The 21,608-nt window shown below is 72.2% G+C and carries 19 protein-coding genes, 1 tRNA gene and 1 pseudogene; 11 read left to right on the forward strand and 10 right to left on the reverse strand.

What is annotated here, in order from left to right:
• Positions 1-81 precede the first annotated feature (81 nt).
• Both ACE4Q9_RS26555 and ACE4Q9_RS26560 read left to right on the forward strand, forming a co-directional pair.
• Complete coding sequence (locus tag ACE4Q9_RS26555) at positions 82-534, forward strand: hypothetical protein (RefSeq protein ID WP_397986752.1); 453 nt, start codon at positions 82-84, stop codon at positions 532-534.
• Between the two features lie 39 nt (positions 535-573).
• A pseudogene (locus ACE4Q9_RS26560) lies at positions 574-1,542 on the forward strand (50S ribosomal protein L11 methyltransferase).
• A 60-nt stretch (positions 1,543-1,602) separates the two neighbouring features.
• Here the strand turns inward: ACE4Q9_RS26560 and ACE4Q9_RS26565 are convergent.
• Positions 1,603-1,690 (reverse strand) — tRNA-Leu (locus tag ACE4Q9_RS26565).
• Between the two features lie 213 nt (positions 1,691-1,903).
• On the opposite strand from ACE4Q9_RS26565, the gene ACE4Q9_RS26570 reads away from it, so the two are divergent.
• The 3 genes from ACE4Q9_RS26570 (at position 1,904) to ACE4Q9_RS26580 (ending at position 4,569) form a co-directional block, all read left to right on the forward strand.
• Positions 1,904-3,229, forward strand: coding sequence for a M20/M25/M40 family metallo-hydrolase (locus ACE4Q9_RS26570; protein ID WP_397986753.1), 1,326 nt, complete (start codon positions 1,904-1,906; stop codon positions 3,227-3,229).
• Between the two features lie 164 nt (positions 3,230-3,393).
• Positions 3,394-3,627: a chaplin ChpH gene (gene chpH, locus ACE4Q9_RS26575; RefSeq protein WP_085563988.1), complete on the forward strand. Its 234-nt coding sequence runs from the start codon at positions 3,394-3,396 to the stop codon at positions 3,625-3,627.
• Positions 3,628-3,768: 141 nt separating this feature from the next.
• Complete coding sequence (locus tag ACE4Q9_RS26580; RefSeq protein ID WP_397986754.1) at positions 3,769-4,569, forward strand: chaplin family protein; 801 nt, start codon at positions 3,769-3,771, stop codon at positions 4,567-4,569.
• Positions 4,570-4,676: 107 nt separating this feature from the next.
• Here the strand turns inward: ACE4Q9_RS26580 and ACE4Q9_RS26585 are convergent, their stop codons facing one another.
• Positions 4,677-4,865 (reverse strand): DUF5703 family protein, encoded by a 189-nt coding sequence (locus ACE4Q9_RS26585; protein ID WP_028801646.1) that lies wholly within the window; start codon positions 4,863-4,865, stop codon positions 4,677-4,679.
• A gap of 47 nt (positions 4,866-4,912) precedes the next feature.
• On the opposite strand from ACE4Q9_RS26585, the gene ACE4Q9_RS26590 reads away from it, so the two are divergent.
• Positions 4,913-5,668 (forward strand): hypothetical protein, encoded by a 756-nt coding sequence (locus tag ACE4Q9_RS26590; RefSeq protein WP_397986755.1) that lies wholly within the window; start codon positions 4,913-4,915, stop codon positions 5,666-5,668.
• A 92-nt stretch (positions 5,669-5,760) separates the two neighbouring features.
• Here ACE4Q9_RS26590 and ACE4Q9_RS26595 read toward each other — a convergent pair whose 3' ends face one another.
• Positions 5,761-8,037, reverse strand: coding sequence for a helix-hairpin-helix domain-containing protein (locus ACE4Q9_RS26595; RefSeq protein WP_397986756.1), 2,277 nt, complete (start codon positions 8,035-8,037; stop codon positions 5,761-5,763).
• Positions 8,034-9,017 (reverse strand): aldo/keto reductase, encoded by a 984-nt coding sequence (locus tag ACE4Q9_RS26600; RefSeq protein ID WP_397986757.1) that lies wholly within the window; start codon positions 9,015-9,017, stop codon positions 8,034-8,036. Before ACE4Q9_RS26600 ends, ACE4Q9_RS26595 begins: the two co-directional genes overlap by 4 nt.
• Before the next feature lie 139 nt (positions 9,018-9,156).
• On the opposite strand from ACE4Q9_RS26600, the gene ACE4Q9_RS26605 reads away from it, so the two are divergent.
• Complete coding sequence (locus ACE4Q9_RS26605; RefSeq protein WP_397986758.1) at positions 9,157-10,212, forward strand: LLM class F420-dependent oxidoreductase; 1,056 nt, start codon at positions 9,157-9,159, stop codon at positions 10,210-10,212.
• A gap of 141 nt (positions 10,213-10,353) precedes the next feature.
• Here the strand turns inward: ACE4Q9_RS26605 and corA are convergent, their stop codons facing one another.
• Entirely contained in the window at positions 10,354-11,355 is a 1,002-nt protein-coding gene (corA, locus tag ACE4Q9_RS26610) for a magnesium/cobalt transporter CorA (RefSeq protein ID WP_397986759.1), read from the reverse strand.
• A 62-nt stretch (positions 11,356-11,417) separates the two neighbouring features.
• Here corA and ACE4Q9_RS26615 point away from each other — a divergent pair, with 62 nt between their 5' ends.
• The 4 genes from ACE4Q9_RS26615 to mshC all read left to right on the forward strand — a co-directional run bounded on the left by ACE4Q9_RS26615 (position 11,418) and on the right by mshC (position 14,906).
• The gene (locus ACE4Q9_RS26615) at positions 11,418-12,104 is read left to right on the forward strand and encodes a histidine phosphatase family protein (RefSeq protein ID WP_397986760.1); all 687 of its coding nucleotides are present in this window, start codon (positions 11,418-11,420) and stop codon (positions 12,102-12,104) included.
• Positions 12,105-12,201: 97 nt separating this feature from the next.
• Positions 12,202-12,792 (forward strand): DUF3090 domain-containing protein, encoded by a 591-nt coding sequence (locus ACE4Q9_RS26620; RefSeq protein WP_397986761.1) that lies wholly within the window; start codon positions 12,202-12,204, stop codon positions 12,790-12,792.
• Positions 12,756-13,583 (forward strand): SCO1664 family protein, encoded by an 828-nt coding sequence (locus tag ACE4Q9_RS26625; RefSeq protein WP_397986762.1) that lies wholly within the window; start codon positions 12,756-12,758, stop codon positions 13,581-13,583. Before ACE4Q9_RS26620 ends, ACE4Q9_RS26625 begins: the two co-directional genes overlap by 37 nt.
• A 93-nt stretch (positions 13,584-13,676) precedes the next feature.
• Entirely contained in the window at positions 13,677-14,906 is a 1,230-nt protein-coding gene (gene mshC, locus ACE4Q9_RS26630) for a cysteine--1-D-myo-inosityl 2-amino-2-deoxy-alpha-D-glucopyranoside ligase (protein ID WP_397986763.1), read from the forward strand.
• A gap of 157 nt (positions 14,907-15,063) precedes the next feature.
• On the opposite strand, the gene ACE4Q9_RS26635 is transcribed toward mshC, so the two are convergent.
• The 5 genes from ACE4Q9_RS26635 to ACE4Q9_RS26655 form a co-directional block, all read right to left on the reverse strand.
• Positions 15,064-15,993, reverse strand: a complete 930-nt coding sequence (locus ACE4Q9_RS26635; protein ID WP_397986764.1) for a PAC2 family protein — start codon at positions 15,991-15,993, stop codon at positions 15,064-15,066.
• Positions 15,994-16,270: 277 nt separating this feature from the next.
• On the reverse strand, positions 16,271-17,887 hold the full coding sequence (locus ACE4Q9_RS26640; protein WP_397986765.1) for an FAD-dependent oxidoreductase: 1,617 nt from the start codon (positions 17,885-17,887) through the stop codon (positions 16,271-16,273).
• A gap of 47 nt (positions 17,888-17,934) precedes the next feature.
• Positions 17,935-19,473, reverse strand: a complete 1,539-nt coding sequence (gene glpK / locus ACE4Q9_RS26645) for a glycerol kinase GlpK (RefSeq protein WP_397986766.1) — start codon at positions 19,471-19,473, stop codon at positions 17,935-17,937.
• Positions 19,474-19,549: 76 nt separating this feature from the next.
• Positions 19,550-20,341, reverse strand: coding sequence for an MIP/aquaporin family protein (locus ACE4Q9_RS26650; protein ID WP_397986767.1), 792 nt, complete (start codon positions 20,339-20,341; stop codon positions 19,550-19,552).
• 353 nt (positions 20,342-20,694) lie between these two features.
• Positions 20,695-21,459, reverse strand: coding sequence for an IclR family transcriptional regulator (locus tag ACE4Q9_RS26655; protein WP_397986768.1), 765 nt, complete (start codon positions 21,457-21,459; stop codon positions 20,695-20,697).
• Between the last annotated feature and the right edge of the window lie 149 nt (positions 21,460-21,608).

Consider the following 21,608-nt stretch of genomic DNA (forward strand, 5'->3'; position numbering starts at 1 on the left):
CCCGTGGCAGCCGCGGTTCTCCGCGACATATCGTGGACGACCCTGGGCGAACCGGCCACAGGACGCGTACGAGGGGGCTCCATGGAAGCGGAACTGGTGACACTGGTCGGAACCGGAGCGACGACGGTGGTCGGCCTCATGGCCACCGAGGCGTGGGAGCAGGCGAAGCGGCGCCTGGTCCGGATCTTCGCGCGCGGCGGCGAGGCCGGCGCGGTGGCCGGGGAACTGGAGGAGTCCCGCACCGCCCTGGCCACGGCCGCCGGGACCGCCGACGAACAGGACCTCACCTCCGACCTGACGGCGTCGGTACGGCTCCGGCTGCGCCGCCTGCTGGAACAGAACCCCGACGCGGCGGCCGAACTCCGGCTCCTGGTGGAGGAGTTCGCCCCTCTCGTGCGGACCGGCCCGCCCGGCGCGGTGCACAACAGCATCACCGGCGGCACGCAGCACGGCCCGGTGATCCAGGGGCACACCTTCACGAACCTCACCTTCCACGCCTCCGGCCCGTCAACCGGCCCCGCACAAACGCCGTGAACGGCCGGACGGTCCCCCAACTCGGGGACGATGCGGAGGATGAGCGCAGAACAGACCATTCGCTGGCCGGAGAGTCCGGGGGAGGAGCGCCGCGCACGGTGGCGGTCGGTGAACGGGGCCCCGCCGGGACGCGTCGTGGTGGCCGATGACGGCATGAAGGCGGACACCGCCTTCCGCCTGGCGTGCGAGGGCACCGTGCTGCTATGGCACGGCGACTTCCACAACGCGCGCCAGTTACTGGACGCGATGGCCCGCCGCGCCGACCGGAAACAGCCGGGACCGGGGTCCTCCGTGACGCCGGACTTCCACCTCTGCCGGCAGGCTCGGTCACGTCGCGCGAGGATCCTCGGCATGCTGCTGGTACCGGTCGCGGCCGGGCATGTCCTCCCCCTGCGCAGGGCCCCCGACGTACGACTGGCCTGCGAGCGCGCGTACGGCAGCTCGGACGAGCCCTATGTCGTGCCCCTGCGCGAGCTGCAAGGGGTGATGGGGGCCGCGGAGTGGCGCAGGAAGGGCGTCCACGTCCCGGCGCTCGACGAGTCGATCACCCCGCACTACGGCGTGTTCTCCCCGGTGCGGGGCGAGTACGTCGACCTGGTGGCCGAGGCGCCGCTGCCCGCGCGGTCCACGGCCTTCGACATCGGGCACGGGCACCGGCGTCCTCGCCGCCGTGCCGGCCCGGCGCGGTGTCCAGCGGGTGCTGGCGACGGACTGCGACGCGCGGGCCCTCGCCTGCAGCCGTATGCTCCGCGGCTTCCTCGAAGGACTCCCGGCGCACCTGGAGCCGGGCGCGAGGGCTGGCTGATCATCTCCGACCTCGCCGAACACCTCGGCCTGCGCCCCCGCACGGAACTGCCCGCCCTCTTCGCCGAGGCCGGCCTCACCGTGCTGGACCGCCTCGACACCCGGCCACGCCACCCCCGCGCCGGCAACCGCGACGACCCACTGCATGCCGCGCGCCGCGCGGAAGTGACCTCCCTGTGGCGCCTCACGGCGACCACCCCCTGAAACCACCGGCGCCCGGCAGCCCGAAAAACAGAAAAACCCCAGATCAACTGGGGTTTTCGCTGGTGTCCGAGGGGGGACTTGAACCCCCACGCCCGATAAAGGGCACTAGCACCTCAAGCTAGCGCGTCTGCCATTCCGCCACCCGGACAAGGTGTCTGTCGTGCGCGGTTCTCCCTCGGCGGGGTTTCCCTCGCGGCGACAGGGAAAACATTACCAGGCTTTCCCGGGTGGCTGATCACCCCCCGGTCCGCGGCGGGCGGGCGTGAACGGCGTGTGACGGGCCGGGACCGGTCTTGGGCCCGGACCCGGCGCGGAGAGAGGATGAGGGGGACCCACCAGCAGGTAAGCGGGAGGAAGCAGCGTGAGCGAGAAGGACACGGCCCAGGGCGTCACCGGTGAAGACGAGGTCGTGGACCTCTGCCGCGACCTGATCCGGTTCGACACCAGCAACTACGGCGACCACTCCGGACCCGGCGAGCGCCAGGCCGCCGAGTGGGTCGCCGAGAAGCTGGCGGAGGTCGGCCTGGAGCCGAAGATCTACGAGTCCCACCCCGGCCGCGCCTCCACCGTGGCCCGCATCGAGGGGGAGGACCCCTCCCGGCCCGCCCTGCTCATCCACGGCCACCTCGACGTCGTACCGGCCAATGCCGACGACTGGACCCACCACCCCTTCTCCGGCGAGATCGCCGACGGATGCGTATGGGGCCGCGGGGCGGTCGACATGAAGGACATGGACGCCATGACCCTCGCGGTGGTGCGCGACCGGCTGCGCAGCGGGCGGCGGCCCCCGCGCGACATCGTCGTCGCCTTCCTCGCCGACGAGGAGGCGGGCGGCACCTTCGGCGCCCGCCACCTGGTCGACCACCACCCCGAGCTGTTCGAGGGCGTCACAGAGGCGATCAGCGAGGTCGGCGGCTTCTCCTTCACCGTGAACGAGCAGCGGCGCCTCTACCTGATCCAGACGGCCGAGAAGGGCATGCACTGGATGAAGCTCACCGTGGCCGGCACCGCCGGGCACGGCTCCATGATCCACCGGGACAACGCCATCACCGAGCTGTCCGAGGCGGTCGCCCGCGTCGGCCGGCACAAGTTCCCGGTCCGCGTCACCAAGACCACCCGCGCCTTCCTCGACGAGCTGGGCGACGCGCTCGGCACCGAGCTGGACCCCGAGGACATGGAGGCCACCATCGCCAGGCTCGGCGGCATCGCCAAGCTGATCGGCGCGACCCTGAGCAACACCGCCAACCCGACCCAGCTGAACGCCGGTTACAAGGTCAACGTCATCCCCGGCGAGGCCACCGCGCACATCGACGGCCGCTTCCTGCCCGGATACGAGGAGGAGTTCCTCGGCGACCTCGACCGGCTGCTCGGCCCGCATGTGCGCCGGGAGGACGTGCACGCCGACAAGGCGGTCGAAACCAGCTTCGACGGGGCGCTGGTCGAGGCCATGCAGTCCGCGCTGCTCGCCGAGGACCCCATCGCCAAGGCGGTCCCGTACATGCTCTCCGGCGGCACGGACGCCAAGTCCTTCGACGACCTCGGCATCCGCGGCTTCGGCTTCGCCCCGCTGAAGCTGCCGCCGGAGCTGGACTTCGCCGGCATGTTCCACGGCGTGGACGAGCGGGTGCCGGTGGACGGCCTCCAGTTCGGCGTGCGGGTGCTCGACCGGTTCATCGACGCCTCCTGAGCGGCCCCTGGGCGTTCGAGCCGGACCACCGGGGTTTCGGGCGCCCGTTCGAGATCGACTGAGAAGGGTGAATGCGACCATAAGCTCGTAGCTCCATTACTCCCTCCTCGTTACAGGTGATGCGACCCCGCACCTTGGGGCCGCATTGCCAACGAGGAGGAACAATGATCAAGAAGGTCGTCGCTGCCGCGGCTGCCACCGGTGGGCTGGTTCTCGCGGGCGCGGGCCTGGCCGTCGCCGACTCCGGTGCCCAGGGTGCCGCCCTGCACTCTCCGGGTGTCGTCTCCGGCAACGTCATCCAGGTGCCCGTGCACGTCCCGGTGAACGTGTGCGGCGACACGATCAACGTGATCGGGCTCCTGAACCCCGCCTTCGGCAACACCTGCGTCAACAGCTGACGCCGGTTCCCCGTAGGGGCTTTCCACCCCGAGGGGCGTCTTCTACCAGCCGTCGGCCTCGGAGCGCGCGCCATGCGCTCCGAGGCCGACCGGCCTTTTCCCAGACAGTGAAGGCAAGCGAAGGCAGGGGGGTACGCAGCGATGCGACAAGGAACCCGTAAGGGTCTGATGACCATGGCGGCGGCGACCGGGGTACTCGCCGCCGCGACCGGGATGGCACACGCGGACGCGGGCGCGTCCGGTGCCGCCACCGGCTCACCCGGCGTCCTGTCGGGCAATACCGTCCAGGCGCCGGTGCACGTGCCGGTGAACGTGTGCGGCAACACCGTCAATGTCGTCGGGCTCCTCAACCCGGCGGCGGGCAATGCCTGCGCCAACTCCGGCGGCGGTCACGGCCACGGCGGCTCCGGAGGCTCGGCCGCCGGCGGCCACACCTCCGGCTCGCCGGGCGTGGGATCGGGCAACACCGTCCAGGTGCCGATCGACGTCCCGGTGAACGTGTGCGGCAACAGCGTCGACGTCGTCGGCGTGGGCAACCCGGCCACGGGCAACGGCTGCGCCAACAGCGGCGGGACGCACGGCCGTCCACCGGGCGGCGGCCACACCAGCCCGCCGAGCCACCCCGGTCACCCTGGCCACCCGAGTCACCCCGGTCACCCGAGTCACCCTGGCCACCCGCGCCAGCCGTCTCAGCCGGGTAAGCCGAGCCAGCCGGGTAAGCCGTCTCAGCCGGGTAAGCCGAGCCAGCCGGGTAAGCCGGGCACCCCGGCGACCCCGCCCGCCCACCAGGTGCACGTTCCGCAGGGTCCCTCGGCGTCCTTGACCACGGGACAGCTCGCGCACACCGGCAGTGACCTCCCGCTGGGCCTGGCACTGCCGGCCGGCGCGGGCGCCCTGATCGCGGGTGCCGTGCTCTACCGCAAGGCACGCGCCAGGGCCTAGCCGCGGGCGATCATCGCGCGACGGACGGCGAACGGGGAGCGGGTCCGGCCAGACCGGCGGGCCCGCTCCGCGTCTTTCGCGCCCCCTTCGCCCTCAGCGGTCCCGTCTCACCAGGTGGCCCGCACCTGGCGGATGATCCGCCGCCGCAGCCGAACCTTGCGGCTGCCGTCGCGCAGCAGGCTCAGGCGGTCCAACTCCCAGTGTCCGTACTCGGCATGGTCCGTCAGCAGACGTGTGGTCTCCTTGCGGGACACCCCGCGAGGCACATACACGTCGACAAATTCGTATTCCGGCATCGCATCTATTGTGCGGGCTGGTGCCCGGTACGGATAGCGTCTGCACTATGTCTGATGCTGCGCAGCCCACCGCTGCCGAGGTACGTGCCGCCGCCGAGGCGATCAAGACCGCGCTCGACCGTCACCTGGCGGCGGTCGAACGCAGGTCAGGAGACGACGACCCGGCCGTTTTCGAGGCGTTCAACCAGCTGGCCGCGGCCGCCGAGGTGTACGACGAGCTGCTCTACGACCGCTACGACGAGGTCACTCCCTTCGAGATCCCCGGCGCCGAGGAGACGCTGCCCCCCTACGCGGGCCCCGAGGAACCCCATGCGATCAGCGTGCTGATCCGCCGCGACTACACCGTGGCGGAGCCCCAGCGGCTGCTGGCCCAGGCCGAGCGGGTCGAGGCCGCGGACGACTTCGAGGACCTGGCCGGCCTGGACGAGGACGCCGCGGGCACCGTCCCCGGCGCGCTCAGCCTGCTGTTCGGCGAGTTCGAACCCGACGAGATCGCCTCCCGGCACAAGGAGTTCGGCCTGGAGGAGGGCGACTCCACGCTCTGGGTCACCGCGGCCGAGGAGCCCCCGGAGGCCGGGGAATGGCTGGAGGCCCCCTTCGAGCACATCGGTCCGCAGGCGGTGGTGTGCAGGTTCGACGTCAGCGCGGTCTTCGACGACGAGGACGACGACGCCGACCCGGACGCCGAGGACGACGACATCGAGTTCGTGGACGACGAGGACCTGGACGAGGCCGACGACGAGCACGACGAGCACGATGACGGGGAGGCCGGCGGCGTGGGCGTCCGGGGCGCCGGCAGGTGACCCCCGGCGGCGGGGCCGTACCGGTGCGAAGCCGGTACGGCCCCGCCGCGGGGCGCCGCCACAGGTGATCGCCACCCCGGCGGCGCCGCGCCTCAGCCGGTCGGTGCCTGCGGGCGCAGCAGCGTCGCCAGCCGGGTCGTACGCGGCTTGGCCGGGACCTCCGCGACCGCCCGCGGCAGCGCGCCCTCCACCCCGTGCACCACGGACAGATGCCGCTCGCCCCGGCCGAACGCCGTGTACACCCAGGGCCTGCTGAGCGCCCCCGCGGCGTAGCCGGGCAGCACCACGACCGCCGCGGGCCAGCGCCCGCCCACCGCCTGGTGCGCGGTCAGCGCCCATCCGTGCCGCACACATCCCTCCACCCGCTCACGCGGTACGACCACGGGGGCGCCCGCGCAGGACAGGTGCAGCCCCTCGGCGTCGGCCCCCACCACCGTGCCCGGCAGCGTCCGGCCCGGTGCGGGGGAGTAGGCGATCCGGTCGCCGGGGTCGAAGCCGCCGAACCGGCCTGGGCCGGGGTTGAGGCGCTCCTTCAGCGCGGCGTTCAGGGCTCGGGTGCCGGCCGCGCCGCCATGGCCCGGCGTGATCACCACGGTCTGCTCCACGGGGACCTGGAAGGCCCGCGGCACCGACTCCGCGACCAGCTGCACCGTCCGGTGCACGGCCTCGCCCGCGTCCCGCACCGGCACGATCACGACCTCCTTACCGGGCGCCTCGACCTGGTTCAGCTCGCCGATGCCGATCCCGGAGACCAGCTCGCCGATCGGACCGGGGTCGGGCAGCCGGGAGACGATCTGGGGGCAGGCGCGGGCCGCGAGCAGATCGGCGAAGACCCGCCCCGGACCGGCCGACCACAGCAGTGCCGGATCCCCGCTGAGCACCAGCCGCGCCCCGTCGGGCAGCGACTCCACCAGCATCGCCGCGCCCTCCACGTCCAGCTGGGGCGCGTCCAGCACGATCAGCAGGTCCAGCTCCAGCGCTCCGTCCGCGTCCCGGCCGGGCCCCTCGGCACCGGCCAGCAGCCCGGCGACGGTGCCGATGCCCGCGCCCCCCGCCGGCGACAGTGCGGCGAGACGGTCGCGGCCCTCCGGGGTGTGGCACACGGCGAGGGCCCGCAGGCCGGCCTCCAGAGCGGCGGCGAGCAGGGCCGCCGGTTCGGCGCGGGCCGCCTCGCCACCGGTGTGCAGGACCAGGCCGTGCCCGGCGACCGCGCGGGCCAGCTCGGCGGCGCCGCCCGTCACCGCCGCGGCGACCGGCGCCCACGCGTGAGAGGTCTCCTGGGCCGGGGAGTTGGCCAACCGGGCCAGGCCGTCGGCGAGGCTCTCCTCGGCCAGGGCGTACCGCTCCAGGGCGATGAGCACCCGCACCGGGCGCTCCGCCGCCGCCTCCTCCTCGTCGTCCGCCGCCCGCACGGCCGGGACGCCCGACTCCTCCAGGGCGTCCTCGAACACCAGCGCCTCACCCTCGGCCAGGGTGGACTGCACGGCCTCGTCCGGGTCCGGCACGCCCCGTTGGGCCAGGGCCGCGGTGAGCGCGGGCAGCTCCAGGGCGGTGTGCCCGGCGAGGGCCGCCTGCTCCAGCAGCCAGACCGTCACCGCCCGCCCCCGCCGCTCGTCCGCCGGACCGCATCCGGCACCGAGCAGCGCCCGCGCGAACCCGTCCGCCTGCTCGGGCCGCACCCCCGGGACGCGCAGCAACTGCCAGGGATCCTCCCGCAGCACGTCCCCGGCGCCCTCGCCGAGCGCCACGGCCGCCTGCCTGCCCAGCGCCTCCGGCGCCCCACCCTCCGCGAGCACCCGGCGCACCGCGTCCACCGCCTGCTGCGAAGGACCGACCGGCGCGGAGGCGGGGACAGGCGCGGGCCGCTCCTGGCGCACCCGCTCCGGCTCGGGTACCGGACGCGTTGGAGCGGCCGCGGGGCCCGGCTGGGCCGCCCGCTCGGGCGCGGGCCGCGTGGACTCGGCGGACACCGCGGTCGCCGGCTTCTTGCCGCCCTCCACCGCGCGCACGGCGGCCAGCAGATCGGCCGCCTTCCCGCTCAGCTTGGCGCCGCTCTCGACGGGCGCCTTCCGCTCCGCCTTGCGCCGCTCGATCCGCTCCCGCTCGAGCCGCTGCGCCGCCAGCTCCGCCGCCGCCTCGGACAGCTCCGGCCCCCCGGCGGCACCATCGGCCGCCGGCTCCGGCCCCGAGACCTCCGAAGCCCCCTCAGTCGTCTGCTCGCCCGAGTCGTCGTCCGTCACATCGGCCCTCCCGGACGCACCGTCACCGCCGTCCGCCGTAAGACCATTCCCGGCCACCTCGTCCGGCGCCTCTGGCATCTCCGGCGTCCCCGGCCCCGTGTCCTCCGTGGTCTCCGGTTCCGTGCTCACAGCGTGCTCCAGTCGTGATCGGGATAACGGTGCAAGGGCGCCGACACATCGTCCAGCGCCCGGCAGATCTCGTCAGGAAGACTAAGCGCCTCCACTGACAACGCCGCCGTGAGCTGCTGCGCGGTGCGCGCGCCGACGATCGGGGCGGTGACGCCGGGGCGGTCGCGGACCCAGGCGAGGGCCACCTGGAGCGGGGTGACCGCGAGCCCGTCGGCGGCCGTCGTCACCGCGTCCACGATGCGCGTCGCCGTGTCGTCCAGATACGGCTCCACGAAGGGCGCCAGATGCTCGGAGGCACCGCGCGAGTCGGCGGGCGTGCCGTGCCGGTACTTTCCGGTCAGCACCCCCCGCCCGAGCGGGGAGGACGGCAGCAGGCCCACGCCCAGGTCCAGCGCGGCGGGCAGCACCTCCCGCTCCACGCCCCGCTGGAGCAGCGAGTACTCCATCTGCGTGCTGGCCAGCCGGGTGCGGGTGCCCGGCGCCGCGAGCTGCCAGGTGGCCGCCTTGGCGAGCTGCCAGCCGCAGAAGTTGGACACCCCCGCGTACCGGGCCCGGCCGCTGGCCACCGCTATGTCCAGGGCCTGGAGCGTCTCCTCCAGCGGGGTCTCGGCGTCCCACGCGTGGATGTGCCAGAGGTCCACATGGTCCGTGCCCAGGCGGTCGAGGGAGGCGTCCAGCGCGGCGAGAAGATGCCCGCGGGAGCCGTCGAAGCGGCGGCCGGGGTACGGGACGCTGCCCGCCTTCGTGGAGACGACCAGGTCACGGCGGGGCACGAGCCGCTCCATCAGCCGCCCGAGCAGGTACTCCGCCTCCCCGCCGCCGTACACGTCCGCGGTGTCGACGAGGGTGCCGCCGGCCTCCCAGAACGCCTTGAGCATGTCCGCGGCGTCATGTTCTTCGGTGTCCCGGCCCCAGGTGAGGGTGCCGAGTCCGATCCGGGACACGCGCAGGCCGGTACGGCCGAGATGCCTCTGCTCCATGACCGCGAGATTACTGGCCAGAACCAGTGCGGTGGGTTGCCTGTGGACAACTCGTCCGGGCCCGCGCGGGGCACCGCCCGCGCCCGCACGCTAAGGTCTGCGCCACAGGGACGTTACTCACGGGTAAGGGGAATCGGCCATGCAACTCGGACTCAACCTCGGCTACTGGGGTGCCGGAATGGACGGGGACAATCTGGCCGTGGCCCAGGAGGCCGACCGGCTGGGCTATGCCGTGTGCTGGGCCGCCGAGGCGTACGGCTCCGACGCGGCCACCGTGCTCAGCTGGGTCGCCGCCCAGACCGAGCGCATCGACGTGGGCTCCGCCATCTTCCAGATCCCGGCCCGTCAGCCCGCGATGACCGCGATGACCGCGGCCACCCTGGACACCCTCTCCGGCGGCCGCTTCCGGCTCGGTCTCGGCGTCTCCGGACCGCAGGTCTCCGAGGGCTGGTACGGCGTCACGTTCGACAAGCCGCTGGCCCGCACCCGCGAGTACGTGGAGATCGTCCGCAAGGCGATGACCCGTGAGCGGCTGTCGTACGAGGGCGAGCACTGGACGCTGCCGCTGCCGGGCGGTCCGGGCAAGCCGCTCAAACTGACCGTGCACCCGCAGCGCGAGCACATCCCGCTCTACATCGCCGCGATCGGCCCGAAGAACCTGGAGCAGACCGGCGAGATCGCCGACGGCGCCCTGCTGATCTTCCCCGCCGCCGAGCACCTGGAGGAGACCACCCTCACGCATCTGCGCGCGGGCCGGGAGAAGGCGGGCAAGACCCTCGACGGGTTCGACGTCTGCCCGACCCTGCCGATGGCCGTCGGCGACGACAAGGACGTGGCCGCGCTCGCCGACACCTTCCGCCCCTACACCGCGCTGTACGTCGGCGGCATGGGCAGCGCCAAGCAGAACTTCTACAACAAGCTCGCGCAGCGCATGGGTTACGAGCGGGAGGCCGCCGAGATCCAGCAGAAGTACCTGTCCGGGGACAAGCAGGGCGCGGCCGCCGCGATCCCGCAGGACCTCATCGACAAGACCACGCTGCTGGGCTCCGTCGACCGCATCGCCGACCGGATGAAGGCCTACGCCGAGGCCGGTGTCACCACCCTCAGCCTCGCCCCCGCCGGATTCACCCTCGAGGAGCGGCTCGCCTCGCTGCGCGCCGGCACCGAGGCCCTGGAGCGCGCCGGGCTCGCCTGAGCCGGGAGGACTTCCACGGCCGTGGTGGGGGCTCGGGGGAGGCTTCCCCGCCACGGCCGTCACCGGGAACAACGCGCCCGGCGACGAGCGGTTACGACTCTCCGGCGCCTTCTTCCGAGGCGCCCTGACCGCCGACGCGGCTCACAGCCACTCGCGCCGCTTGAACATCCGGTACAGGACCACCTCCAGCAGCGCCATCACCAGGATCACCGCCGGGTACGACCACAGCCAGTGCAGCTCGGGCATGTGGTCGAAGTTCATGCCGTAGATCCCGGCGATCATCGTGGGCACCGCCGCCATCGCCGCCCAGGCGGAGATCTTGCGCATGTCGTCGTTCTGCCGCACGCCCGTCTGCGCCAGATGCGCCGACAGCACGTCCGACACCAGCCGGTCCAACCCCTCCACCGACTCGTTGACACGGGACAGATGGTCACCCACGTCCCGGAAGAACGGCCGCGCCCGCTCATGCACGAACGGCACCCCGCCGCCCGAGCCGAGCGGCCCCGTCCCCGCCAGCCGGGACAGTGGCACCGCCAGCGGCACGGTCGCCCGGCGGAACTCCACGATCTGCCGCTTGAAGCCGTAGATCCGCGAGGCGGTGTTGCGCGCGCCGCCCACCTCCGGCCGGAACACCTCCGCCTCCACCTCCTCCAGATCCGTCTGGAGCTCGGTCGCCACCTCCAGGTACCGGTCCACGATGGCGTCGGCGATGGCGTACAGCACCGAGGTGGGCCCCTTGTCGAGCATCTCCGGCTCCTCCTCGAGCCGGTGCCGCACCGCCGCCAGCGGCGAGGCCTCGCCGTGCCGCACCGTCACCACGAAGCTGTCGCCGACGAACACCATCACCTCGCCCGCCGAGACCGTGTCGCTCTCCGCCTCGTAGGCGACCGGTTTCAGCACCACGAACAGCGAATCCTCGTACACCTCGAGTTTGGGGCGCTGATGCGCCTTGAGGGCGTCCTCCACCGCCAGTGGGTGCAGCCCGAACTCCCGGGTCACCAGGTCGAACTCCCGCTCGGACGGCTCGTACAGCCCGATCCACACGAACCCGCCCGCCGCCCGCGCCTCGGCGAGCGCGTCGGACAGGTCCTCCGGACCCTCGGTCCGCTGTCCGTGCCGGTAGATGGCACAGTCGACGATCACGGAGCGCATTCTCCCCTCATGAGATCACCGGCGCATCACCTGATGCGCCTACCCTGGTCCGCATGCCCACGCTGATCCTCGTAAGGCACGGACGTTCCACCGCCAACACCTCCGGCCTGCTCGCCGGCTGGACTCCCGGGGTCTCCCTGGACGAGCGGGGCACCGCCCAGGCCGCCGCCCTGCCCGACCGCCTCGCCGCCCTGCCCCTGGCCGAGGTCGTCACCAGCCCGCTCCAGCGCTGCCAGGAGACCCTGGCCCCCCTCCTCGCGGCCCGCCCCGGCCTGACCGCGCACACCGACGACCGGATCGGGGAGTGCCACTACGGCGACTGGTCCGGCCGCAAGCTCGCCGAACTCAAGGACGAGCCGCTGATGGAGGTCGTCCAGGCCCACCCCTCCGCCGCCGCCTTCCCCGGCGGGGAGTCCATGCGCGCCATGCAGACCCGCGCCGCCGAAGCCGTACGCGAGTGGAACGCGCGCGTCGAACGCAACCACGGCGCCGACGCCGTCTACCTCATGTGCTCGCACGGTGACATCATCAAATCCCTGGTCGCCGACGCCCTCGGCCTCCATCTCGACCTCTTCCAGCGGATCTCCGTGGAGCCGTGTTCCATCACCGCGATCCGCTACACCCGCCTGCGCCCCTTCCTCGTCCGCCTCGGCGACACCGGCGATCTCGCCTCGCTCGCCCCCCGCGAGGAGCACCCCGACGGCGACGCACCGGTCGGTGGTGGTGCGGGCGCACCGTGATCGTCGCCCGCAGTAGGGTGAAGCGATCCGCGCCGTCGCGTATCCGCAGCGGCCCGCACCCGCACCGCCGAAACTCTCGACCCCATGGAGACAGGACGTGTCCCGTCAGGTGTTCCTCTACGATCCGCCGGACCGCTTCGTGGCCGGCACGGTCGGACTGCCCGGACGCCGTACGTTCTTCCTCCAGGCCATCGCCGGCCCCCGGGTGACCAGCGTGGTCCTGGAGAAGACCCAGGTCGCCGCGCTCGCCGAGCGCATGGACGAACTCCTGGACGAAGTCGTGCGCCGCAGCGGCGGCAGCGCAGCCGTCCCGGCCATGGCGCCCAGCGAGATCGCCGACACCGCCCCGCTGGAGACCCCCGTCGAGGAGGAGTTCCGGGTCGGCACCATGGCACTGGCCTGGGACGCCGAGGAACAGCGCATGGTCGTGGAGGCGCAGGCCCTGGTGGAGCTGGACGCCGACACCGAGGAGGACCTCGCCGAGGCCGAGGAACGGCTGCTCCAGGACGAGGAGAACGGGCCCCCGATGCTGCGGGTCCGGCTGACCGGCGCGCAGGCCCGTGCCTTCGCCAAGCGCGCCCTCGACGTCGTCAACGCCGGGCGGCCGCCGTGCCCGCTGTGCAGCCTCCCGCTCGATCCGGAAGGACACGTATGCCCGCGCCAGAACGGATACCGCCGCGGGGCGTGAGGGCCGCCGATCCGGGCGCCGCCGAACTGCTCGCCCGCGGTGAGCTGACCGTGCGCGGCCGCATCCGCGACGCCTCGAACGCCGCCCTGTTCTGCACCGTCGCCCACGACGGCCGGGAAGCCACCTGCGTCTACAAGCCGGTGGCCGGCGAGCGCCCCCTGTGGGACTTCCCCGACGGCACCCTCGCCGCCCGCGAGGTCGCCGCCTACGAGGTCTCCGAGGCCACCGGCTGGGGCCTCGTCCCGCCCACCGTGCTGCGCGACGGCCCCTACGGCGAGGGCATGTGCCAGCTGTGGATCGAGGTGTCCCCGGAGCCCGAACTGCTCGCCCTGGTCGACGGCGAGGAGCCCGGGCCCGGCTGGAAGGCCATCGGCTTCGCCGAGGTCGGCGAGGGCCGCACCGCGCTGCTCGTGCACGCCGACGACGAGCGGCTGCGCCGGCTCGCCGTCCTCGACGCCGTGCTCAACAACGCCGACCGCAAGGGCGGCCACCTGCTGCCCACCGCCGACGGCCGGCTCTACGGCATCGACCACGGCGTCAGCTTCAACACCGAGGACAAACTCCGTACCCTGCTGTGGGGCTGGGCTGGTGAACCCCTCACCGCCGAGGCCGTCGAGGTCCTCAAGCGGCTCCGCGACGCCCTGGACGGCGACCTGGGCGCGCGCCTCGCCCCGCTGATCACCGCGGCGGAACTGGACGCCACCCGCGCCCGCGTCGCCGCCCTCCTCACCTCCGGAGTCCACCCGGAGCCCGGCGGGGACTGGCCGGCGATCCCCTGGCCGCCCGTGTGATCACAACCCGGCCGAAGTTACAAGAGCGCCCAACCGGCCATCCGACCCGATGCCGGTCGTGTGCCCGACGCGCGGCCGGTTAGGCTCATGTACATGCATGCCTGGCCCGCTTCCGAGGTCCCCGCCCTGCCTGGTCAGGGCCGCGACCTGAGGATCCACGACACCGCGACCGGCGGCCTGGTCACCCTCCAGCCCGGTCCCGTCGCCCGCATCTACGTCTGCGGCATCACCCCGTACGACGCGACCCACATGGGTCACGCGGCGACCTACAACGCGTTCGACCTCGTTCAGCGCGTGTGGCTCGACACCAAGCGGCAGGTCCACTACGTCCAGAACGTCACCGACGTCGACGACCCGCTCCTGGAGCGCGCGGAGCGCGACGGCGTCGACTGGGTCGCCCTCGCCGAGAAGGAGACCTCCCTCTTCCGCGAGGACATGACCGCCCTGCGGATGCTCCCGCCGCGGCACTACATAGGCGCCGTCGAGGCGATACCCGGCATCGTCCCGCTCGTGGAGCGGCTGCGCGACCTCGGCGCGGCCTACGAACTGGACGGCGACATCTACTTCTCCGTCGAGTCCGATCCGCACTTCGGCTCGGTCTCGCACCTCGACGCGGCCGCCATGCGGCTGCTGTCCGCCGAACGCGGCGGTGACCCGGACCGTCCGGGCAAGAAGAACCCGGTCGACCCGATGCTGTGGATGGCGGCCCGCGAGGGCGAGCCCAGCTGGGACGGCGCCTCCCTCGGCCCCGGCCGGCCCGGCTGGCACATCGAGTGCGTGGCCATCGCCCTCGACCACCTCGGCATGGGCTTCGACGTCCAGGGCGGCGGCTCCGACCTGGCCTTCCCGCACCACGAGATGGGCGCCTCGCACGCCCAGGTGCTCACCGGCGAGTTCCCGATGGCCAAGGCGTTCGTGCACGCCGGCATGGTCGCGCTCGACGGCGAGAAGATGTCCAAGTCCAAGGGCAACCTGGTCTTCGTCTCCCGGCTGCGCCGCGACGGCGTCGACCCGGCCGCGATCCGCCTCGCCCTGCTCGCCCACCACTACCGGGCCGACTGGGAGTGGACCGACCAGGTCCTCCAGGACGCCCTCGACCGCCTCGACCGCTGGCGCGCCGCGGTCTCCCGCCCCGACGGCCCCGCCGCCGACGCCCTGGTCGAGGAGATCCGCGATGCCCTCTCCCACGACCTGGACGCCCCCGCCGCGCTCGCCGCGGTGGACCGCTGGGCCGCCCGCCAGAACACCGAGGGCGGCCCGGACACGAGCGCTCCTGGCCTGGTCACCAGGGCGGTGGACGCCCTCCTGGGCGTCGCCCTGTAAGCACCGCCGGCCCCCGCGCCCCCGAGGGGCGCGGGGAACCGCGCGAGAACCCACGACGACGCGGCAGCCGCCCGACCACCTCAAGCGGCCCCCCGTAGCGCCTTCGACAACACGAAGAAGGGGCGGCCCCGATCCGGGACCGCCCCTTCGCCGTACCTCAGTCCTCCGCCCCGTCACCCTCGTCATCGCCGGCCGAACCGCCGGAGGCATCCGCATCCGGCTTGGGCGGACGCGCCTTGCCGCCCGGTGTGTCCCGCCGCCGCAGATACCGCTCGAACTCCCGCGCGATCGCCTCCCCGGACGCCTCCGGCAGCTCCGCGGTGTCGCGGGCCTCCTCCAGCGTCTGGACGTACTCCGCGACCTCGCTGTCCTCCGCGGCCAGCTGGTCCACGCCCACCTGCCAGGCCCGCGCGTCCTCCGGCAGCTCGCCCTGCGGGATCCGCAGGTCCAGCAGATCCTCGAGACGGTTGAGCAGCGCCAGCGTGGCCTTGGGGTTGGGCGGCTGGGATACGTAGTGCGGCACCGCCGCCCACAGCGACACCGCCGGCACCCCGGCATGCGCGCACGCCTCCTGGAGGACGCCGACGATGCCCGTCGGACCCTCGTACTTGGTCTCCTCCAGGTCCATCCGCTGGGCCAGCTCCGTGTCCGAGGTGACCCCGCTGACCGGTACCGGACGCGTGTGCGGGGTGTCCCCGAGCAGCGCGCCCATGACGACCACCAGCTCCACGCCCAGCTCGTGCGCGAAACCGAGCAGCTCGTTGCAGAACGAACGCCAGCGCATGGACGGCTCGATGCCCCGCACCAGCACCAGGTCGCGCGGCTTCTCCCCGCCGACGCGGACCACCGAGAGCCGGGTCGTCGGCCAGGTGATCTTGCGTACCCCGCCCTCCATGAACACCGTCGGCCGGTTCACCTGGAAGTCGTAGTAGTCCTCGGCGTCCAGCGCCGCGAACACCTCGCCCTTGAACTCGCGTTCCAGATGCGCGACCGCCGTGGAGGCGGCGTCACCGGCATCGTTCCAGCCCTCGAACGCGGCCACCATGACTGGGTCGATCAGCTCGGGAACCCCCTCCAGCTCGATCACCCAGTGCCTCCTTCCGACGTGCCCTCGCTTGACTCACCAACCTTACGGCGTCCGGCAAGGGCGTCCGCAGTCCCCGTACAGGGGCAGTGAACGGATCACTGCCCCACCCTCCCCGCTCGAACACCCCCGCGCCCCTGACAAACCCCGGACCCCGGGCCCGGACCGGACCCGGACCGGCGGGCGCGCGGAAGGGGCGGCCCGTGCGCACGGGCCGCCCCTTCCCCGGTCTCGGCGCCCGGCCGGGACTACTTCCCGCCGGACCTACTTCCCGCCGGTACTACTTCTCGTCGAGCAGACCCTGGACCTGCGCGCGGATCTCGTCCGTGGCCAGGCCGCGGATGGTGAGCGTGGTACGGCGGCGCAGCACGTCGTCCGCCGTCTCGGCCCACTCGTGGTCACGGGCCCACACGACCTGAGCCCATATCTCCGGCGCGTCCGGGTGCACCCGCCGCGCCAGCTCCGGGTTCTCGTTGGCCAGCCGGGCGATGTCGAACGCCAGCGAGCCGTAGTGGGTGGCCAGGTGCTTGGCGGTGTCGGCACCCATCCGGGGGCCGGGCGCCGGGCCGTCCACCAGCAGCCGGTGCGCGACCGCGCGCGGGTTGGCGACACCGGGCAGCGGCAGCTTCTTCGGCAGCGAGGAGATCGGCTCGAAGTCGTCGCCCAGCGGGTGGCCCGGCAGCGCCTCCAGCTTCTTCATGATCGTACGACCGATGTGGCGGAACGTGGTCCACTTGCCGCCCGCGACGGACAGCATGCCGCCCTTGCCCTCGGTCACCACCGTCTCGCGCTTGGCCTTCGCGGTGTCACCGGGGCCGCCCGGCAGCACCCGCAGACCGGCGAACGCGTACGTGATCAGGTCCTTCTTCAGCTGCTGGTCCCGGACGGAGAACGCCGCCTCGTCCAGGATCTGCGCTATGTCCTTGTCGTTGACCGAAACATCCGCCGGGTCGCCCTCGTACTCCTCGTCGGTGGTGCCGAGCAGCAGCATGTCCTCCCACGGGAGGGCGAAGGTGATCCGGTACTTGTCGATCGGGGTGGCCAGCGCGGCCTTCCACGGCGAGGTCCGCTTCAGGACCAGGTGCGCGCCCTTGGACAGCCGGATGGACGGCGCCGCGTTCGGGTCCTCCATCGTGCGCAGGTGGTCCACCCAGGGGCCGGTCGCGTTCAGCACCAGCCGGGCGTCGACCCCGAACTCGTCACCGGACATCCGGTCCTTCAGCTCCGCGCCCGTCACCCGGCCACGGGTGAAGCGCAGGCCGGTGACCTCGGCGTGGTTCAGCACGACCGCGCCCGCCTCGACGGCCGCGCGGACCGTCATCAGCGCCATGCGCGCGTCGTTCATCTGGTCGTCGCCGTACACGGCCACGGCCTTGAGGTTCTCGGTGCGCAGCTCCGGCACGTCCTGCGCCGCCTTGGCGGGGGAGAGCAGGTGGCCGACGCCGTCGCCGAACGCGGACAGCGCCGAGTAGGCGAAGACGCCCGCGCCGAGCTTCGCCGCGCCGTGCGGGCCGCCCTTGTACACGGGGAGGTAGAAGGTCAGCGGGTTCGCCAGGTGGGGGGCCACCTGACGGGACACCGCACGACGCTCGAAGTGGTTCTCCGCCACCAGCTTCACCGCGCCGGTCTGGAGGTAGCGCAGACCGCCGTGGAGCAGCTTGGAGGAGGCGGAGGACGTGGCACCGGCGAAGTCGCCGGCGTCGACCAGCGCCACCCTGAGCCCGGACTGCGCGGCGTGCCAGGCGGTGGAGATGCCCAGGATGCCGCCGCCGATCACAAGAAGGTCGTACGACGCCTTGGAGAGCTGCTCCCTGGTCTCGGCGCGACTCGGGTTGGAGCCGGAGGCCGGGTGCGTTCCCAGGGCAGGCACGGACTGCAGGGTGGACTGACTGGTCATGTGGGGTACTTACTCCTCGTCAGAGCGTTTGAGCCGAAAGGGGCCGCTCAGCTCTCGTCCTCGATCCAGCCCATGGTCCGGTCGACGGCCTTGAGCCAGTTCTTGTACTCGCGGTCGCGGGTCTCCGCGTCCATCTGGGGGGTCCACTCGGCGGCCCGGCGCCAGTTGGCGCGCAGCTCGTCGGTGCTGGACCAGAAGCCGACGGCGAGGCCGGCGGCGTAGGCGGCGCCGAGGCAGGTGGTCTCGGCGACCATCGGGCGCACCACGGGCGCGTCCAGGACGTCGGCGAGCGTCTGCATCAGCAGGTTGTTGGAGGTCATGCCGCCGTCGACCTTGAGGGCCACCAGCTCGTCACCGGAGTCCTTCACCATGGCGTCGGCGATCTCGCGGGTCTGCCAGGCGGTGGCCTCCAGGACGGCGCGCGCGAGGTGCGCCTTGGTGACGTACCGGGTCAGGCCGGCGATCACACCGCGGGCGTCGGAACGCCAGTGCGGGGCGAACAGGCCGGAGAAGGCCGGCACGAAGTAGGCGCCGCCGTTGTCCTCGACGGAGAGCGCGAGCGTCTCGATCTCGGCGGCGGTGGAGATGAGGCCCATCTGGTCGCGCATCCACTGCACCAGCGAACCGGTGACGGCGATCGAGCCCTCCAGCGCGTACACCGTGGGCTGGTCGCCGATCTTGTAGCCGACGGTGGTCAGCAGACCGGCGTACGAGTTGATGATCTTGTCGCCGGTGTTCATCACCATGAAGGTGCCGGTACCGTAGGTCGACTTGGTCTCGCCCTCGGAGAAACAGGTCTGGCCGAACAGGGCCGCCTGCTGGTCGCCGAGCGCGGAGGCGACCGGGATGCCGCCCAGCAGGTCGCCGAGCTTGCCGCCGGTGACCTCGCCGTAGACCTCGGCGGAGGAGCGGATCTCGGGCAGGATGCCCAGCGGCACACCGATCGACTCGGCGATCCGCTCGTCCCACCGCATCGTGTGCAGGTTCATGAGCATGGTGCGCGAGGCGTTGGTGACGTCGGTGACGTGCTTGCCGCCGTTGACACCGCCGGTCAGGTTCCAGATGACCCAGGTGTCCATGGTGCCGAAGAGGATGTCCCCGGCGGCGGCGCGCTCCTTGAGGCCGTCGACGTTGTCGAGCAGCCAGCGGGCCTTGGGGCCGGCGAAGTAGGAGGCCAGCGGCAGGCCGGTCTCGCGGCGGAAGCGGTCCTGGCCGACGTTGCGGCCCAGCTCCCGGCACAGGGCGTCGGTGCGGGTGTCCTGCCAGACGATGGCGTTGTGGACGGGCTCACCGGTGTTCTTGTCCCACAGCACGGTGGTCTCGCGCTGGTTGGTGATGCCGATGGCCTTGATGTCGTCGCGGGAGATGCCGGCCTTGGCGACGGCTCCGGCGACGACCTCCTGGACGTTGGTCCAGATCTCGTTGGCGTTGTGCTCGACCCAGCCCGGCTTCGGGAAGATCTGCTCGTGCTCCTTCTGGTCGACGGAGACGATGCGGCCGTCCCGGTCGAAGATGATGCAGCGCGAGGAGGTGGTGCCCTGGTCGATCGCCGCGATGAAGGGGCCTGCGGTGTGGGCGTCGGTCACTGTGTGCTCCTGAAAGGTCCGTGGTGTGAGGGGCTGAACGTACGGCGCGTGCGCGGAACCCTTGTGGGGGGTTTCGTCAGAAGGCGACGTTGTAGATACCCGCCGCGATGGCCGCGCCGATCAGCGGGCCGACCACCGGGATCCAGGCGTAGCTCCAGTCGGAGCCGCCCTTGTTGGGCAGCGGCAGCAGGGCGTGCACGATGCGCGGGCCGAGGTCACGGGCCGGGTTGATCGCGTAGCCCGTCGGGCCGCCGAGGGACAGGCCGATGGACACCACCACGAACGCGGTGACCAGACCGCCGACCTCGCTGAGGCCCTTGCCACTGTTGTTCAGTCCCTGCGTGAGGACCGCGAGGATCAGCACCATGGTGCCGATGATCTCCGTGGCGAGGTTCTGCGCCACGTTCCGGATCTCCGGACCGGTGGAGAAGATGCCGAGGACCGGTCCCGCGCCCTGCTCCTGGGCCTCGACCGCCTTCGCCGACGTGGCCTGGGCACCCGGACCGCCGACGATCTCCTTGTCGGTCAGGTGCGCGTGGAACTGGCCGTAGTAGGCGAGCCACACCAGGGCCGCACCGATCATGGCGCCGAGCAGCTGACCGGCGAGGTAGTACGGAACGTTGCTCCAGTCGCTGTCCTTGATGGCCACGGCGACGGTGACGGCCGGGTTCAGTTGGGCGCCGGAGAGCGGCGCCGAGATGTACACGGCCGTCATGACGGCGAAGCCCCACCCGAAGGCGATGGCGAGCCAACCGGCGTTACGGGCCTTGGAGGCCTTCAGCGTGACGGCGGCACACACACCGCCGCCGAGCAGGATGAGTATGGCGGTACCGAGGGTCTCGCCGATGAAGATGTCGGAGCTGGACACCCGCGACTCCTTTGTCCTTCGTCCAGGGGTGAGCGAACCCCGGTCCCACCGGGGGTTCTGGTGCCCTCGGGGTGAGAGCGATACCGGCCCTTGGCGTCGTCACACTCTAACGCGTATTACCGATAGGTGTTCGACAATGCCGACCGATGGACGGGAGTCTCGCTTCGGTGTTACGCGCGAGTCAAGAGTTCTCCTATCGAAAACCGGATCGTTATTGATCGTTGCCGGCTATCACTCTTCGCCACGCTATGTAGCTTTAGCCCCGCTTTGTCCACTTCAGCGTAGGCCGAGAGCCGGAACGCCGCCCGGCGTCCCGGTCATACCCACGACAGGGCGTGATCCCTCAGGGACCCTCAGAACCGCCCGGCGCCCAGATCCCTGGAGACCGCACGGGCGCAGTCGCGCACCGCCGCGATCAGCTCGGGCCGCAGCTCGCCGTCCCGGCACAGCCGCTCCACCGCCCCCGTGATGCCCACCGCCCCCACGGGCATCCGGCGCCGGTCGTGGACGGGCGCGGCGATCGACGCCACGCCCTCCCACGTCTCCTCCACGTCGGCCGCGTAGCCCCGCGCGCGCGTCAGGTCGAGGATCTGCTCGAACTCGCCCGCGTCGCACACCGTGCGGTCCGTGAACGCCTTGCGCTCCGTCTCCAGCGCCTCGCTGTGCGCCACCGGGTCGTACGCCGACAGCACCTTGCCCAGCGCCGTGCAGTGCAGCGGCTGCATCGCCCCGATCTCCAGCACCTGCCGGCTGTCGTCGGGCCGGAAGACGTGGTGCACGATCAGCACACCCTGCTGGTGCAGCACCCCCAGGTGGACGCTCTCGCCGCTGGAGCGGGCCAGGTCGTCCGTCCACACCAGGGCGCGCGCCCGCAGCTCGTGGACGTCCAGATAGGTGGTGCCCAGGCGCAGCAGCTCCGCCCCCAGCTGATAGCGGCCCGAGGCGTCGTCCTGCTCCACGAAGCCCTCCTGCTGGAGGGTGCGCAGGATGCCGTGCGCGGTGCCCTTGGCGAGGCCGAGCGAGGAGGCGATGTCCGACAGCCCGAGCCGTCGCTCGCCGCCCGCGAGCAGCCGCAGCATCGCGGCCGCGCGTTCGAGCGACTGGATGTTCCGTGCCATCGCCGTCCTGCCTCCGTCCCCTTCGACTGCCGAAACACATCTGTGGGCGGAGCGCCGCCGACTTCCTGCGCTTCGCTACCACCGTTCGGCAATGTCGAACACTACCGGTCCATGCCGACCTCCCGCTAATGGTCGGTCGACACCTGTTA

The organism is Streptomyces sp. AM6-12 (assembly GCF_044327085.1).
In the GTDB taxonomy this organism is placed as follows: domain Bacteria; phylum Actinomycetota; class Actinomycetes; order Streptomycetales; family Streptomycetaceae; genus Streptomyces.